The following is a 16371-nucleotide window of genomic DNA, read 5'->3' as shown; positions in this document are numbered from 1 at the left end:
GGGCTGGGGTTTCTGGGGGCCGTCCCCGGTACCCTTTTTGGTTGTTAAATGTGGGAGGCCCCAACCGTGTGGTTGGGGCCTCGACCAGTTAATGATGTTCCGGCGGTGACCTACTCTCCCACACCCTCCCGGGTGCAGTACCATCGGCGCTGTGGGTCTTAGCTTCCGGGTTCGGAATGGGACCGGGCGTTTCCCCCACGCTATGACCGCCGTAACCTTTTCACCCGAACCCCTTAGGTGTTGCCGGGGGTGGGAAGACTTTGTGGTTACAACATTGGTGGTGTTATTGTATTCAGTTGTTGGTTCCGTGCCATCGACCCGTGTTGGGGGTTGTTGGTTGGGAACCACATAGTGGACGCAAGCAGAGTTTTGTATGTTCTGTGTGGTGTAAGTTGTTGGCCTATTAGTACCGGTCAGCTTCACGAGTCGTTAGTCCTCGCTTCCACATCCGGCCTATCAACCCAGTGGTCTGGCTGGGGGCCTCTCACACCCGAGGGTGTATGGAAATCTCATCTTGAAGCGAGCTTCCCGCTTAGATGCTTTCAGCGGTTATCCCATCCGAACGTAGCTAATCAGCGGTGCACTTGGCAGTACAACTGACACACCAGAGGTTCGTCCGTCCCGGTCCTCTCGTACTAAGGACAGCCCTTCTCAAATTTCCTGCGCGCGCAGCGGATAGGGACCGAACTGTCTCACGACGTTCTAAACCCAGCTCGCGTACCGCTTTAATGGGCGAACAGCCCAACCCTTGGGACCTACTCCAGCCCCAGGATGCGACGAGCCGACATCGAGGTGCCAAACCATGCCGTCGATATGGACTCTTGGGCAAGATCAGCCTGTTATCCCCGAGGTACCTTTTATCCGTTGAGCGACGGCCATTCCACAATGTACCGCCGGATCACTAGTCCCGACTTTCGTCCCTGCTCGAGATGTCTCTCTCACAGTCAAGCTCCCTTGTGCACTTACACTCGACACCTGATTGCCAACCAGGCTGAGGGAACCTTTGGGCGCCTCCGTTACTTTTTAGGAGGCAACCGCCCCAGTTAAACTACCCATCAGGCACTGTCCCTGACCCGGATTACGGGCCGAAGTTAGATGTCCAAAGTGACCAGAGTGGTATTTCAACGATGACTCCACCCGAACTGGCGTCCGGGCTTCAACGTCTCCCACCTATCCTACACAAGCCACTCCGAACACCAATACCAAACTATAGTAAAGGTCTCGGGGTCTTTCCGTCCTGCTGCGCGTAACGAGCATCTTTACTCGTACTGCAATTTCGCCGAGTTTATGGTTGAGACAGCGGGGAAGTCGTTACTCCATTCGTGCAGGTCGGAACTTACCCGACAAGGAATTTCGCTACCTTAGGATGGTTATAGTTACCACCGCCGTTTACTGGGGCTTAAATTCTCAGCTTCGCCTTACGGCTAACCGGTCCTCTTAACCTTCCAGCACCGGGCAGGAGTCAGTCCGTATACATCGTCTTGCGACTTCGCACGGACCTGTGTTTTTAGTAAACAGTCGCTTCCCCCTGGTCTCTGCGGCCCCGATCCCCTCCCACCAGCGATGTGGTGTTCAAGGTTGGGGCCCCCCTTCTCCCGAAGTTACGGGGGCATTTTGCCGAGTTCCTTAACCATAATTCTCTCGATCGCCTTGGTATTCTCTACCTGATCACCTGTGTCGGTTTGGGGTACGGGCGGCTAAAACCTCGCGTCGATGCTTTTCTCGGCAGCATAGGATCACCAAATCCCCCCATACGGGGGTCCCATCAGATCTCAGGCCATATGAATGGCGGATTTGCCTACCATTCGCCCTACATCCTTAGACCGGGACAACCATCGCCCGGCTCGGCTACCTTCCTGCGTCACACCTGTTAATACGCTTGCCTCCCGGGATCAGGTCCTGCGCTCCACCAAAACCCTTCCGTCCAAAGGACGGTCGGGCAGGTTTCGGGCAGTTAGTATCCCCCGCTCAGCATGGGCGGTTTTTCGCCGGTACGGGAATATCAACCCGTTGTCCATCGACTACGCCTGTCGGCCTCGCCTTAGGTCCCGACTTACCCAGGGCAGATTAGCTTGACCCTGGAACCCTTGATCATTCGGCGGACGGGTTTCTCACCCGTCTTTCGCTACTCATGCCTGCATTCTCACTCGTGTAGGCTCCACCACTGGTTTACACCGCAGCTTCACCGCCCACACGACGCTCCCCTACCCATCCACACTCCTGAACCACGAAGGCTAGGACAATATGTGAATGCCACAACTTCGGCGGTGTACTTGAGCCCCGCTACATTGTCGGCGCGGAATCACTTGACCAGTGAGCTATTACGCACTCTTTTAAGGGTGGCTGCTTCTAAGCCAACCTCCTGGTTGTCTGGGCAACTCCACATCCTTTCCCACTTAGCACACGCTTAGGGGCCTTAGTTGGTGGTCTGGGCTGTTTCCCTCTCGACTATGAAGCTTATCCCCCACAGTCTCACTGCTGCGCTCTCACTTACCGGCATTCGGAGTTTGGCTGACGTCAGTAACCTTGTAGGGCCCATTAGCCATCCAGTAGCTCTACCTCCAGCAAGAAACACGCAACGCTGCACCTAAATGCATTTCGGGGAGAACCAGCTATCACGAAGTTTGATTGGCCTTTCACCCCTACCCACAGCTCATCCCCTCCATTTTCAACTGAAGTGGGTTCGGTCCTCCACGACGTCTTACCGTCGCTTCAACCTGGCCATGGGTAGATCACTTCGCTTCGGGTCTAGATCACGCCACTCACACGCCCTATTCAGACTCGCTTTCGCTACGGCTGCCCCACACGGGTTAACCTCGCGACGTAACACTAACTCGCAGGCTCATTCTTCAAAAGGCACGCCGTCACCAGAATCAGACTGGCTCCGACGGATTGTAAGCACACGGTTTCAGGTACTGTTTCACTCCCCTCCCGGGGTACTTTTCACCTTTCCCTCACGGTACTGGTCCGCTATCGGTCATTAGGGAGTATTTAGGCTTATCAGGTGGTCCTGACAGATTCGCACGGGATTTCTCGGGCCCCGTACTACTTGGGATACTCTCACAGGCGGTACAAACACATTACGGTTACGGGACTAACACCCTCTCTGGCCGGCCTTTCAAAACCGTTCACCTATGCGCGCACATCACACCCCACCAGCCCGGCAGAACTGGTATGGAAAGTCCCACAACCCCGACCATGCAACGCCCGCCGGCTATCACACATGGAACGGTTTAGCCTGATCCGCGTTCGCTCGCCACTACTAACGGAATCACTATTGTTTTCTCTTCCTGCGGGTACTGAGATGTTTCACTTCCCCGCGTTCCCCCCACGCACCCTATGTGTTCAGATGCGGGTCACCAGGCAACTCACGCCCCTGGCGGGGTTTCCCCATTCGGACACCCTGGGATCACAGTCCGGTTATCGACTCCCCCAGGCTTATCGCAGATTCCTACGTCCTTCTTCGGCTCCTAATGCCAAGGCATCCACCGTGTGCTCTTAAAAACTTGACCACAAAGATCAAAAACATTTTCGAGAGAACCACAGAAACTGTCCCGCGCACCCAAAGGCACACGAACCAGATCCAGGTTCATAATCTTGGAAATTGCTTCTTATACAAGATGCTCGCGTCCACTATGTAGTTCTCAAACAACAACCCCACACCACACACCCCACACACAACCCCCCAAAAAAGGAGTCAAACACGTGCAGAAACGTCATGGCAGGGAAACCAGAAACAAACAAACCCGGCAAGACCCGAAAGCCTCCCCGGTCCTGTTGTCTCAGGACCCAACAGTGTGCCAAACACTAAACCACCCGGAAAACCCCCGGCCCACCGTTCCAGAACCACCAGGGTTCGTACTAAAGAAGACCACAAGACCAGACAGCCGCTATTTGTTGATATTCCACCCTTGAGCACCCGCCACGGAACAGTCGTCCGTGCAACGGGCCTTTACTCCTGACAACACACCCACCACCAACATGCATTGGCGACGGATCATTGTAGGTGCTCCTTAGAAAGGAGGTGATCCAGCCGCACCTTCCGGTACGGCTACCTTGTTACGACTTAGTCCCAATCGCCAGTCCCACCTTCGACAGCTCCCTCCCACAAGGGGTTAGGCCACCGGCTTCGGGTGTTACCAACTTTCGTGACTTGACGGGCGGTGTGTACAAGGCCCGGGAACGTATTCACCGCAGCGTTGCTGATCTGCGATTACTAGCGACTCCGACTTCATGGGGTCGAGTTGCAGACCCCAATCCGAACTGAGACCGGCTTTTTGGGATTAGCTCCACCTCACAGTATCGCAACCCTTTGTACCGGCCATTGTAGCATGCGTGAAGCCCAAGACATAAGGGGCATGATGATTTGACGTCGTCCCCACCTTCCTCCGAGTTGACCCCGGCAGTCTCCCATGAGTCCCCGGCACTACCCGCTGGCAACATGGAACGAGGGTTGCGCTCGTTGCGGGACTTAACCCAACATCTCACGACACGAGCTGACGACAACCATGCACCACCTGTAAACCAACCCCAAAGGGGAAGGACTGTTTCCAGCCCGGTCTGGTTCATGTCAAGCCTTGGTAAGGTTCTTCGCGTTGCATCGAATTAATCCGCATGCTCCGCCGCTTGTGCGGGCCCCCGTCAATTCCTTTGAGTTTTAGCCTTGCGGCCGTACTCCCCAGGCGGGGCACTTAATGCGTTAGCTACGGCGCGGAAAACGTGGAATGTCCCCCACACCTAGTGCCCAACGTTTACGGCATGGACTACCAGGGTATCTAATCCTGTTCGCTCCCCATGCTTTCGCTCCTCAGCGTCAGTTAATGCCCAGAGACCTGCCTTCGCCATCGGTGTTCCTCCTGATATCTGCGCATTTCACCGCTACACCAGGAATTCCAGTCTCCCCTACATCACTCTAGTCTGCCCGTACCCACCGCAGATCCGGAGTTGAGCCCCGGACTTTCACGGCAGACGCGACAAACCGCCTACGAGCTCTTTACGCCCAATAATTCCGGATAACGCTTGCGCCCTACGTATTACCGCGGCTGCTGGCACGTAGTTAGCCGGCGCTTCTTCTGCAGGTACCGTCACTTACGCTTCTTCCCTACTGAAAGAGGTTTACAACCCGAAGGCCGTCATCCCTCACGCGGCGTCGCTGCATCAGGCTTTCGCCCATTGTGCAATATTCCCCACTGCTGCCTCCCGTAGGAGTCTGGGCCGTGTCTCAGTCCCAGTGTGGCCGGTCACCCTCTCAGGCCGGCTACCCGTCGTCGCCTTGGTAGGCCATTACCCCACCAACAAGCTGATAGGCCGCGAGTCCATCCAAAACCACAAAAGCTTTCCACCAACCACCATGCGATGATCAGTCATATCCGGTATTAGACCCAGTTTCCCAGGCTTATCCCAGAGTCAAGGGCAGGTTACTCACGTGTTACTCACCCGTTCGCCACTAATCCACCAGCAAGCTGGCATCATCGTTCGACTTGCATGTGTTAAGCACGCCGCCAGCGTTCATCCTGAGCCAGGATCAAACTCTCCGTTGAAAACAAACAGACACAACCACAACCACCGGAAATAACGGCGACCACGGCTGCACAAAATTTGAAACCAGCCAAAAACACCATGCACACCACGGCGTGGCGGCACAGCACAATCAACCAATCACATTACATAATCGGTATCAACAAACTTGGCACACTATTGAGTTCTCAAACAACAGACACACCCGGCACCACCCAAACCAACGTTCAGGATCGCTCCGGAGCAACTTTTCAAACTTACCCGCTGGCATCCTGCGTGTCAAACCGGCGTCCGCGACCATCCTCAGCATAAGCTTTAGGGGATCGTGTTTTCCGTCTGACTCCGTGGAGCAGCGCGGAAATAAACTGTACCACCACTCTTCCGGGATTGCCACTCCACCCTGGACGGACGTCCTCCAAGCAGCTGAAAGGCCCGGAATCACGCGGATTCCGGGCCTTTCGCTCACTCAGAACCGGCTTGTTCAACGCCGGGCGGGATCACTCAGCCGATGCTGCTCCCGGCTTGAAGTAGGACGCACCAAGCGGCGGCAGCGTAACGGTCAAGGTGGCCGGCTGGCCGTCCTGTCCATGGTCGGTTGCCTTCAGTTCGCCTTCGTTCAGGACGCCCGATCCGCCGTACGTGGTGTGGTCCGTGTTGAGGACCTCGGTCCAGGCGCCGGCCGACGGGACGCCGAGGGTGTAGCCAACATGTGGGGCGCCGGAGAAGTTGATAGCGCACACGACCGGGTTGCCGTCGGCATCCCACCGGATGAAGGACAGGACGTTCCGGTCTGCATCGCCGCCGTTGATCCACTGGAACCCGGCGGGAACGTTGTCCTGCGTGTAGAGGGCCGGAGTGGATGCGTACAACTCGTTCAGGTCCTTGGTCAGCAACTGCAGTCCCCTGTGTGCAGGAATGTCCGCGAGCCACCAGTCCAGGCCGTGCTGCTCAGACCATTCGGCCTCCTGGCCAAATTCGGTGCCCATGAAAATGAGCTGCTTGCCGGGGTGCGCCCACTGGTAGGCAAAGAAGGCGCGGAGGTTGGCCAACTGCTGCCAGCGGTCGCCGGGCATCTTGCGGAGCATGGAGCCCTTGCCGTGCACTACCTCGTCGTGGCTGATCGGCAGCAGGAAGTTCTCCGTGAAGGCATATACCAGGGAGAAGGTCACCGTGCCGTGGTGCCACCTGCGGTTGTAGGGGTCCTCGGAGATGTACTTGAGCGAATCGTGCATCCAGCCCATGTTCCACTTCAGGCCGAAGCCCAGGCCGCCGTGGCTGGTGGGCGCGGTAACGCCGGGGAACGCAGTGGATTCCTCCGCGATCATGACAGCGCCCGGGTGGGTCTTGTACACGGTGGCGTTGACTTCCTGCAGGAAGGAGATGGCTTCCAGGTTCTCCCTGCCGCCGAAGCGGTTGGGCCGCCACTGGCCTTCCTGCCGGGAGTAGTCCAGGTAGAGCATGGAGGCCACCGCGTCCACGCGCAGGCCGTCGATGTGGAACTCCTCCAGCCAGTAGAGGGCGTTCGCCACCAGGAAGTTCCGGACCTCGGAGCGGCCAAAATCGAAAATGAGGGTGCCCCAGTCGGGGTGTTCGCCCAAGGCGGGGTCGGAGTGCTCGTACAGCGGCTCCCCGTCGAACCGGGCCAGGGCCCAGGCATCCTTGGGGAAGTGCGCCGGCACCCAGTCCAGCAGCACGCCGATGCCGGCCTGGTGGAGGGCGTCCACCAGGTAGCGGAACTCATCCGGGTGGCCGAACCTGGACGTGGGGGCGTAGTAGGACGTGACCTGGTAACCCCAGGAACCGCCGAAGGGGTGCTCGGCGACGGGCATGAATTCGACGTGGGTGAACCCGAGCCACTTCACGTACTCCACCAGTTCCTTGGCGAGCTCCCGGTAGCCGAGGCCAAGGCGCCAGGATCCCAGGTGCACCTCGTAGACGCTCATGGCGGAGTTGTGGGGGTCGCGGTTGGCCCGCGCTTCCATCCATTCGTTGTCCTTGAAGGCGTACGACGGCTCCACCACCCGGGACGCGGTCAACGGAGGAACCTCGGTGCCGAACGCCAGGGGGTCGGCCTTTTCAACCCAGTAGCCGCCCCGTGTCAGGATCTCGAACTTGTAGCAAGCCCCTGCCGTAACGCCGGGAATGAAAACTTCCCAGACACCGGAGGAACCCAGCGAGCGCATGGAGTTCTCGCGGCCGTCCCACGCGTTGAAGTCGCCCTTGACGCGGACTGCCTGCGCATTGGGAGCCCACACGGCAAACGACACACCGTTGACGTCGCCCAGCGATGACTTGTAGTGCTGGACGTGGGCGCCGAGCACCTTCCACAGCTTCTCGTGCCGGCCTTCGCCGACGAGGTGCAGGTCCACTTCACCCACGGTTGGCAGGTAGCGGTAGGGCTCGTCAACCGTCACCGGTTCCTTGCCCGGGTAGGTCACCGAGAGCCGGTAATCCGGAACGTGTCCCTGCTCCACTGGTTCCAGGACCGCAACCCACACGCCGTGGGCCTCATGCTGCATGGGAACTTCACCGGCCTGGGTGACCACGGTGATTGCTTCGGCGAGGTGCTTCACGGTCCGGATGGTGACATGGCCGTGGTCGTCCAGGTGCGCGCCCAGGACGGAGTGGGGGGCGTGGTGTTCACCGTTCGCGATCCTGCCCAGAGTGCCTTCATCCACGTGCAGGGGCACCCCCGGGCGGTCAGTTCGTGCTGAGCCTGTCATTTTGTTACCTTCCGATGCTGCACCGGCGGAGCCGCCGGCACCATTACTGCCCAGGAGCCGCCTGGAGGCGTTTACAGGAATCGCCACCCAGTCGGGCCTGTTCCGCATTTCATAAACAACTTCGTACAGCGCCTTGTCCAGCCACAATGCCACAAACAGCGGTGAGGTCCGATCCACCGTGCCGGGAATGACCCCGGCATACCCTGCCAGGAAAGCATCGGCGCAGTCGTCCACCCATGTGTCCGGGACCTGCGCGCCGTCCTGTTCGCGCTGCGCTGCTCCGGCTGCGTAGTCGAAGGACCGGAGCATCCCCACGACGTCGCGCAGGGGGACGTCCGGGACGTTACGTTCGGCAATGGGCCGCAGCGGCTCACCCTCGAAGTCCAGGATGGCCCACCGCGACTCGTCGCCGGACTGGCCGGTCACCAGGAGGATCTGGCCCAGGTGCAGGTCGCCGTGGATGCGCTGCAGCGGCCCGGCCGGCGTTTTGTCCAAGTTGGCCAGCAGCGCGTTCAGGGCATCGTCGTAAGGCCCGACGGCGGCACGGGCTTCAGCCCAGGCGGTGCGGACACGCTGGGCAACGGCAGGTCCTGCCTCCTTGCCGGGTTCAGGCTGGGCTGATTGCCCCAAAGCCTCCGCCAGGCGCTTGTGCACTGTCGCCGTTGCCGCACCAAGGGCCCGGGCTTCTGCCGTAAAGTCCCTGCCCGAGCGCGCGGCGTCCACCGCCAAGCGCCAGGCGTCCCGGCCGCCGGCGAGGAACTCGTGGGCCACGGCAAGCTCACCCTGGACATACCTGGTACCGGAGCCGGCATTACCCTCGGCTCCTTGCCCCAGCCACTCCCCCCTGACCCAGCCAAGGGTGGCTGGGACCTCGGCGGTGCCGGCCTTCGTTAGGGCGGCACCCACTTCAATCTCAGGGTTGGTGCCGTCCGAAAGCACCCGGAAGAATTTCACCATGGCGGCCGATTCGCCGTCGTCCACCATGACGGAGCTGTTGGACTGCTCGCCGGAGAGCACCTTCACAACGCCCTTGGCGGTGGGCAGCCGGTAAGGACCGTCGACCCGGAACCCCCTGGCGGTGCCGCTGGCGGCTTTCTCCTCCTGCCGGATTAGTTCCAACCACGCGCCCACGAAGTCGGGGTCGTGCACTGCGTCGTAGACCCAGGGGCGGGTGGGATCCATTCCCGCCGCGTTGCCCACCAGGGCCCGCTCCATCCCGCCTGCCGGTGCCGGCCGGAAGCTCAAGGGAACCTGGACCACGGCCGTCCGTACGCCGCCGTCGGGCCCCTCCGTGGTGACATTGAGGAGGAACACGGCCAGTGCTGCGTGTCCGCTGGGGTCGGTCAGCCCCAGGCTGCCTGCCTGGGAGACATCGAAATCGGGGGTTTTGACGGGAAACCACCGCTGCTGCGGCAGCCATTCCTTGAGCAGCGCGGTGAGGGCGGGAGTGAGGATTGGCTGATTCATCTCAGTTCTCTATCGACAGGATGGGCATGGCCTGGGTGTAGGGCGACGACGGGTTGGAACCCGCCGAGCGCAACCGGAGCCAGAAGAAATCGTGGCTTCCGATGGTCAAGGTGAGGCTGCCGTCGTCGCCGATGCCAGGGAAGATCTGGCCGCCGAAGACGTCACGGAGCCCCCGCCCGGCATACTCGGGGATGCGCAGTGTGGCAGCCACCGGGTGCTGGGAAAGGTTGAAGGCACAAAGGATGGTCTCGGCGTCGGCACCGGCAGGATTGCCGGCTGGCAGCTCCCTCAGGTACGCCAGGACAGCGTCGTGGTCTGCTTCCACATGTTTGAATCCGCCCAGCCCAAAGGCGGGGTGGTTCTTGCGGACGCTGAGGATCTGCCTGGTCCAGCGCAGGAGGGACCCTGAATGTGCGGCCTCCGCTTCCACGTTGGCCATGCCGTAGTTGTACACCAGGGACTGGATGGGCGGCAGGTACAGCTTTCCGGGATCCGCGTGCGAGAAACCGGCGTTCCGGTCCGGGTTCCACTGCATGGGCGTGCGGACGGCGTCGCGGTCCTCGAGCCAGATATTGTCCCCCATGCCGATTTCATCCCCGTAGTACAGGAACGGGCTGCCGGGAAGCGAGAGCAGCAGTGCGTTGATCAGCTCGATCTCGGCCCGTGAGTTGTCCAGCAGCGGTGCCAGCCGCCGCCGGATGCCAATGTTGGCGCGCATGCGTGGGTCGGGCGCGTACCACCCCAGCATGGCCGCCCGCTCATCGGCGGTGACCATTTCCAGGGTCAATTCGTCGTGGTTGCGGAGGAACGTTCCCCATTGGGCGCCCTCAGGGATATCCGGGGTTTCGCGCATTGTTTGGATGATAGGTGCGGCCTTTTGGTCCCGCAGGGCGTAATACAGGCGGGGCATGATGGGGAAGTGGAAAGCCATGTGGCATTCGGGCTCCTCCGCGGTCCCGAAATACTCCACCACCTCGTTGGGCGGCTGGTTTGCTTCGGCGATGATCACCCGGCCCGGGTAGTTTTCATCCACCATGGCCCGCAGGTCCCGGAGGAACTCATGCGTTGCCGGCAGGTTCTCGCAGTTGGTGCCCTCCTCCTCGTAGAGGTAGGGGATGGCGTCTGCCCGGAAACCATCGATTCCCTGGTCCAGCCAGAACCGGACCACGTCGAAGACGGCGTCGATCACCGCCGGATTCTCGAAGTTCAGGTCCGGCTGGTGGCTGAAAAACCGGTGCCAGAAGAACTGCCGGCGGATGGGATCGAACGTCCAGTTCGATTCCTCCGTGTCCACGAAGATGATGCGGGCGTCCTGGTACTTCTCGTCGGTGTCGCTCCAGACGTAGAAGTCACCGAAGGGCCCGTCCGGGTCCTTGCGGGATTCCTGGAACCAGGGGTGCTGGTCCGAGGTGTGGTTCAGCGGAAGGTCGATGATCACCCGGACGCCGCGGGCGTGGGCCTCTGCCACCAGGCGCTTGAAGTCGCTGATGGTGCCGAACTCGTCCAGGACGGAGTTGTAGTCGGAAATGTCATAACCGCCGTCCCGCAGCGGCGACTGGAAGAACGGGGGCAGCCAAAGGCAGTCAACGCCCAGCCACTGCAGGTAGTCCAGCCGGTCGATGAGTCCGGAGAAGTCCCCGGACCCATCGCCGTTGGCATCCGCAAAGGCCCGCACAAGTACTTCGTAGAACACTGCCTTGCGGTACCACAACGGGTCATGCTGCAGGCCGGGCGCATTTAGCTCGAACGTGCTCTTTGGGGTGAAGTGGCCGGAACTTTGCGGATTGAAATTCACTGATGCATTCTCCTCACGCTGAGGATGTGGGCGGGCTCCACGTGCGGATCCAGGCGCACGTAGTTGTACTCGCCCCATTCCCAGCTTTGGCCGGAGATCAGGTCATCCACATAGAAGCCGCCGCCCGGTGTAAGGTCCTGCGGGTCCAGTTCCAGGGCTGCCAGGTCCAGCGCCACGCTGCATTCCTTGGTGACGTGCGGATCCACATTGACCACCACGATGATGGTGTCCTTGGAGCCATCGGGCAGCGTCTTGTGCTTGGAGAAGACCACAGTGGACTCATCCGTGCTCTGGTGGACCGTCAGGTTCTGCAGGTCCAGCAGCGCCGGGTGGTCCCGCCGGATGTGGTTCAGCCGCGTGATGTACGGGGCCAGCGAGCGCCCTGATTCCGCGGCCGCATCCCAGTCGCGGGCCTTGTATTCGAACTTCTCGTTGTCGATGTACTCCTCCGCCCCGGGCCGGGCCACGTGCTCGAACAGTTCGTAGCCCGCGTAGACACCCCAGAGTGGGCTGCCCGTGGAGGCAAGCACCGCCCGGATCCGGAACGCCGCCGGTCCCCCATATTGCAGGTATTCAGTGAGGATGTCGGGGGTGTTGACGAAGAAGTTGGGGCGGAAGAAGGCCGGGGACTCGTGGCTGACTTCGTCGAAGTACGACTCGATTTCCTTCTTGGTGTTCCGCCAGGTGAAGTAGGTGTACGACTGCTGGAAGCCTGCCCTGCCCAGTGCGTGCATCATGGCGGGTCGGGTGAAGGCCTCGGCGAGGAACACCACGCCGGGCTCCGTTTTATTCACTTCGGCAATAAGCCATTCCCAGAACCAGACGGGTTTGGTGTGCGGGTTATCCACGCGGAAGATCTTTACGCCATGGCTGACCCAGAGCAGCACAATCCGCAGAATTTCCTGCGAAAGGCCTTCCGGGTCATTATCGAAATTGAGCGGATATATGTCCTGGTACTTCTTTGGCGGGTTTTCCGCGTAGGCAATGCTGCCGTCCACGCGCGTGGTAAACCATTCCGGGTGGGACTGCACCCAGGGGTGGTCCGGGGCGGCCTGGAGCGCGAGGTCCAGGGCTACTTCCAGGCCCAGCTCGTTGGCACGGGCCACGAAGGCATCGAAGTCCTCAAAGGAACCGAGGTCGGGATGGATGGCGTCATGGCCGCCCTCCTTGGCTCCGATCGCCCAGGGCGAGCCGGGGTCGTTGGGGCCCGCCACGAGCGTGTTGTTGGGGCCCTTGCGGTGCTGCAGTCCGATGGGATGGATAGGCGGCATGTACAGGACGTCGAATCCCATGGCGGCCACGGCGTCGAGCCGTTTTGCCGCGGTCCGGAAGTTCCCTGAGGTCCAGGTGCCGGTGTTGTGGTCCTTGACGGCGCCTTCGGACCGGGGGAAGAACTCGTACCAGGCGCCACGGCCGGCACGGTCCCGCTCCACCAGCAGCGGGTATTTCCGCGACACGGTCACCAGTTCGCGGATGGGCTGACGGGCAACGATGTCCGCGATTTCCGCGCTGAACCCGGCCCCGAGGCGTTCCTCGGTGCCGCGGGACTGGTCCGCGAGGACGTCCGCGGCACGCTGCAGGGCTGCCCGGTCCACGTCGTCCCGAAAGTCCTCCGCGGCGGCTTCGCCAAGCAGCTTGGCACCCTCCGCAAGCATGAGTTCGACGTCGATGCCGGCGTCGATCTTCACTTCAGCGTTGTGGTGCCAGGTGCCGTAGCGGTCGTGCCAGGCTTCGATGACGAAGGACCAGTTTCCGGTTTCCGACGGCGTGAGGATGCCTTCCCAGCGGTCGGTCCCCATTCCGCGTTCCCCGCGGGGCGGCGCAAGCCGGACGCGCTGGCGCTCTGCACCGGACGGGTCCAGCAGCACTGCGCTGACGCCGAGCATGTCATGGCCTTCGCGGAAGGCGGTGGCGCCCACCACGATCCCCTCGCCGGGCAGGGCCTTGGCCGGGAACTTGCCGTCCTCAACGACAGGCTGCACGGCGGTGATGGGAAAACGTCCGAACCGCAGGCCCTCGGTGATTCGGCGCTGGGGCATTTTGGTGGATGCTGCACTGGTTCCTGAGTTAGTCGTCACAGGCTTGACGTTAGCGAGAAATGAGCAGGATTGCTAAGCCTGCTCACTAAATCCGCCGTGCCGCGGCCAATTTCTTCATGCCCCTGTCATTTACCCAAAAGAAACCGAAAGCTGGTTCCGGCCGCGCATGTTGTCGGTTAGTGTGACGCAGGTGAAGGCAATCCGCAGGTTTACGGTCCGTACAGTCCTCCCCGAGCCCATTCGGCCGCTGGCCAGGCTGGCCAGCAATTTGCGGTGGTCCTGGCACCGCCCTACCCGGGAACTTTTCGCCGGCTTGAACCCGCGCCTCTGGGAGGAAAGTGGGCAGGACCCCATCGGTTTCCTGGGGATGGTCAGTCGCGAGGAGTTCCAGCAGCTCGCTGCGGACCAGTCCGTGGTGGAGCGGGTGCGCGCCGCCGAAAAGGACCTCGACCGGTACCTTGAGGAGCCGCGCTGGTACCAGGGGCTGGGCGCGGATGCACCCGCCTCCATTGCCTACTTCTCCCCCGAGTTCGGCATCACCGAGGTGCTTCCCCAGTATTCGGGTGGCCTGGGCATCCTCGCCGGCGACCACCTCAAGGCAGCCTCGGACCTGGGCGTCCCCCTCATCGGGGTGGGCCTGCTCTACCAGGCCGGCTACTTCAAGCAGTCGCTCTCCCGCGATGCCTGGCAGCAGGAGACCTACCCCGTCCTGGACCCGGACGGCCTCCCCCTCACCCTGCTCCGGGAGCCCTCCCCGGACGGCAACGGCAAGGCCCTGCAGGTCTCCCTCCCCCTGCCCAACGGCCGGCGCCTGCTGGCACACATCTGGCGGGCCGACGTCGGACGCGTGCCCCTGCTCCTCCTGGACTCCAACGTTCCCGGCAACGACGACGCCGCCCGCAGCATCACCGACCGGTTGTACGGCGGCGGCGGCGACCACCGGCTGCAGCAGGAGCTCCTGCTGGGGATGGGCGGGGTCAAGGCCCTGCGCGCCTTCCAGAAGCTGACCGGCTGCCCCGCACCGGAGGTGTTCCACACCAACGAAGGGCACGCGGGCTTCCTGGGGATCGAACGCATCCAGGAACTGATGTCCGGCGAACAGGCACTGACCTTCGACGAAGCGCTGGCCGCCGGGCGCGCCTCAACGGTGTTCACCACCCACACGCCGGTCCCGGCCGGCATCGACCGGTTCGAAATCAACCAGATCAGCCACTTCTTCCAGGCCGGGCTGGCCCCCGCGGTGCCGGTGGACCGGATCCTGGAACTCGGCCGGGAAAACTACGCGGACGGAAACCCCTCCGTCTTCAACATGGCCGTCATGGGCCTGCGCCTGGCCCAGCGCGCCAACGGCGTCGCCAAGCTCCACGGCGAGGTGTCCCGCGGCATGTTCTCCGCGCTGTGGCCGGGCTTCGACCACTCGGAGGTGCCCATCACCTCGGTGACCAACGGCGTCCACGTGCCCACGTGGGTGGACAGCCGCATCTCCAAGCTGGCCCGCGACCAGTTCGGCAGCGAGGCTGAAGCGCTGGGCAAGTGGGACCTCGCCTACAACGTCAGCGACGCCGATGTCTGGGCCCTGCGCCGGGAGCTGCGGGCTGCCCTGGTGGAGGACGTCCGGCGCAGGCTGCGTGCCGCATGGAAGAAGCGCGGCGCCGCCGACGCCGAGCTGGGCTGGACAGACAACGTCCTTGACCCGGACGTGCTCACCATCGGGTTCGCCCGCCGTGTGCCCACGTACAAGCGGCTCACCCTGATGCTGCGCGAACCTGCCCGGCTGAAGGCACTGCTCCTGCACAAAGAACACCCCATCCAGCTGGTCATCGCCGGCAAGTCCCACCCCGCCGATGACGCCGGCAAGAAGATGATCCAGGACCTGGTGCGTTTCTCGGATGATCCGGAAATCAGGCACCGGATCGCATTCCTTCCCAACTACGACATCGCCATGGCCAGGACCCTGTTCCCCGGCTGCGACGTCTGGCTGAACAATCCGCTGCGGCCTTTGGAAGCCTGCGGCACGTCAGGCATGAAGGCGGCACTGAACGGGTCCCTGAACCTGTCCGTCCTGGATGGCTGGTGGGATGAGATGTACGACGGCGAGAACGGCTGGGCCATCCCCACCGCCAACAACGACGCCTCGCCGGAGGAACGCGACGACATCGAAGCTGCCGCGCTCTACGAGCTGCTGGAAACGCAGGTGGCTCCGCGCTTCTACGGGAGCACGGTCTCTGAGGGCGCCGGGGCTGCGGGGCCGTCGACCACCAGGAGCGAAACGGTGCCCACCCACTGGGTGTCCATGATCAAGCACACCCTGTCCCACCTGGGGCCGCAGGTCTCGGCCGAACGCATGCTCCGGGACTACGTGAACACCCTGTACCGCCCCGCCGCGGATGCAGGCCGCAGCGCCACCGCCAACTCCTACGCCCAGGCCCGGGCGCTGGCGTCCTGGTCGGCAAAGGTCCGCGGCGCGTGGCCGCAGGTGCATGTGGAGCATGTGGACTCCGTGGGCGTTTCCGAGGACCCGCAGATCGGCGACACCCTGCAGGTCAACGCCTACGTGGCCCTGAACGCGCTCACCCCCGACGATGTCTGCGTGGAGGTGGCCTACGGGCGGGCGGAAGAGAATGACACCCTGGCGGACATCACCATGATGGAGCTGCAGGTGAAGGAGGACCTGGGCAACGGCCGCCATCTGTTCAGCGGTTCCCTGGTGATTGACCGCTCGGGGCCGTTCGGCTACACCGTACGGGTCCTGCCGCGGCACGAAGCACTGGCCTCCAAGGCCGAGCTGGGACTGATCGTCAACGCTTAGCCCCCGGGTCTGATGGGTACG

The 16371-nt window shown here is 61.9% G+C and carries 4 protein-coding genes and 3 rRNA genes; 1 reads left to right on the top strand and 6 read right to left on the bottom strand.

Annotated elements, in window-relative coordinates; translation table 11 throughout:
* Positions 1–97 precede the first annotated feature (97 nt).
* The 6 genes from rrf to LFT46_RS03460 all read right to left on the bottom strand — a co-directional run bounded on the left by rrf (position 98) and on the right by LFT46_RS03460 (position 13541).
* Positions 98–214, bottom strand: a 5S ribosomal RNA gene (gene rrf / locus LFT46_RS03485).
* A gap of 168 nt (positions 215–382) precedes the next feature.
* Positions 383–3512, bottom strand: a 23S ribosomal RNA gene (locus LFT46_RS03480).
* Between the two features lie 505 nt (positions 3513–4017).
* Positions 4018–5540, bottom strand: a 16S ribosomal RNA gene (locus LFT46_RS03475).
* Together the 16S, 23S and 5S rRNA genes form the textbook arrangement of a ribosomal RNA operon.
* Positions 5541–6014: 474 nt before the next feature.
* Entirely contained in the window at positions 6015–9707 is a 3693-nt protein-coding gene (locus LFT46_RS03470; protein WP_236821253.1) for a 1,4-alpha-glucan branching enzyme, read from the bottom strand.
* A 1-nt stretch (position 9708) separates the two neighbouring features.
* Positions 9709–11502, bottom strand: coding sequence for a maltose alpha-D-glucosyltransferase (gene treS / locus LFT46_RS03465; RefSeq protein WP_236801115.1), 1794 nt, complete (start codon positions 11500–11502; stop codon positions 9709–9711).
* The gene (locus tag LFT46_RS03460) at positions 11499–13541 is read right to left on the bottom strand and encodes an alpha-1,4-glucan--maltose-1-phosphate maltosyltransferase (RefSeq protein ID WP_236821981.1); all 2043 of its coding nucleotides are present in this window, start codon (positions 13539–13541) and stop codon (positions 11499–11501) included. Before LFT46_RS03460 ends, treS begins: the two co-directional genes overlap by 4 nt.
* Before the next feature lie 190 nt (positions 13542–13731).
* On the opposite strand from LFT46_RS03460, the gene glgP reads away from it, so the two are divergent.
* Entirely contained in the window at positions 13732–16350 is a 2619-nt protein-coding gene (gene glgP, locus LFT46_RS03455; RefSeq protein ID WP_236821252.1) for an alpha-glucan family phosphorylase, read from the top strand.
* The last annotated feature ends 21 nt before the right edge of the window (positions 16351–16371 follow it).

The sequence above is a fragment of the Arthrobacter sp. FW306-07-I genome (assembly GCF_021800405.1).
In the GTDB taxonomy this organism is placed as follows: Bacteria; Actinomycetota; Actinomycetes; order Actinomycetales; family Micrococcaceae; genus Arthrobacter.
This window is presented reverse-complemented; position numbering and strand designations above follow the sequence as displayed.

Bases quoted from the DNA above. Each gene is read 5' to 3' on its own strand.
- LFT46_RS03470 (WP_236821253.1), bottom strand. From the start codon at position 9,707: ATGAATCAGCCAATCCTCACTCCCGCCCTCACCGCGCTGCTCAAGGAA.
- LFT46_RS03460 (WP_236821981.1), bottom strand. From the start codon at position 13,541: ATGCCCCAGCGCCGAATCACCGAGGGCCTGCGGTTCGGACGTTTTCCC.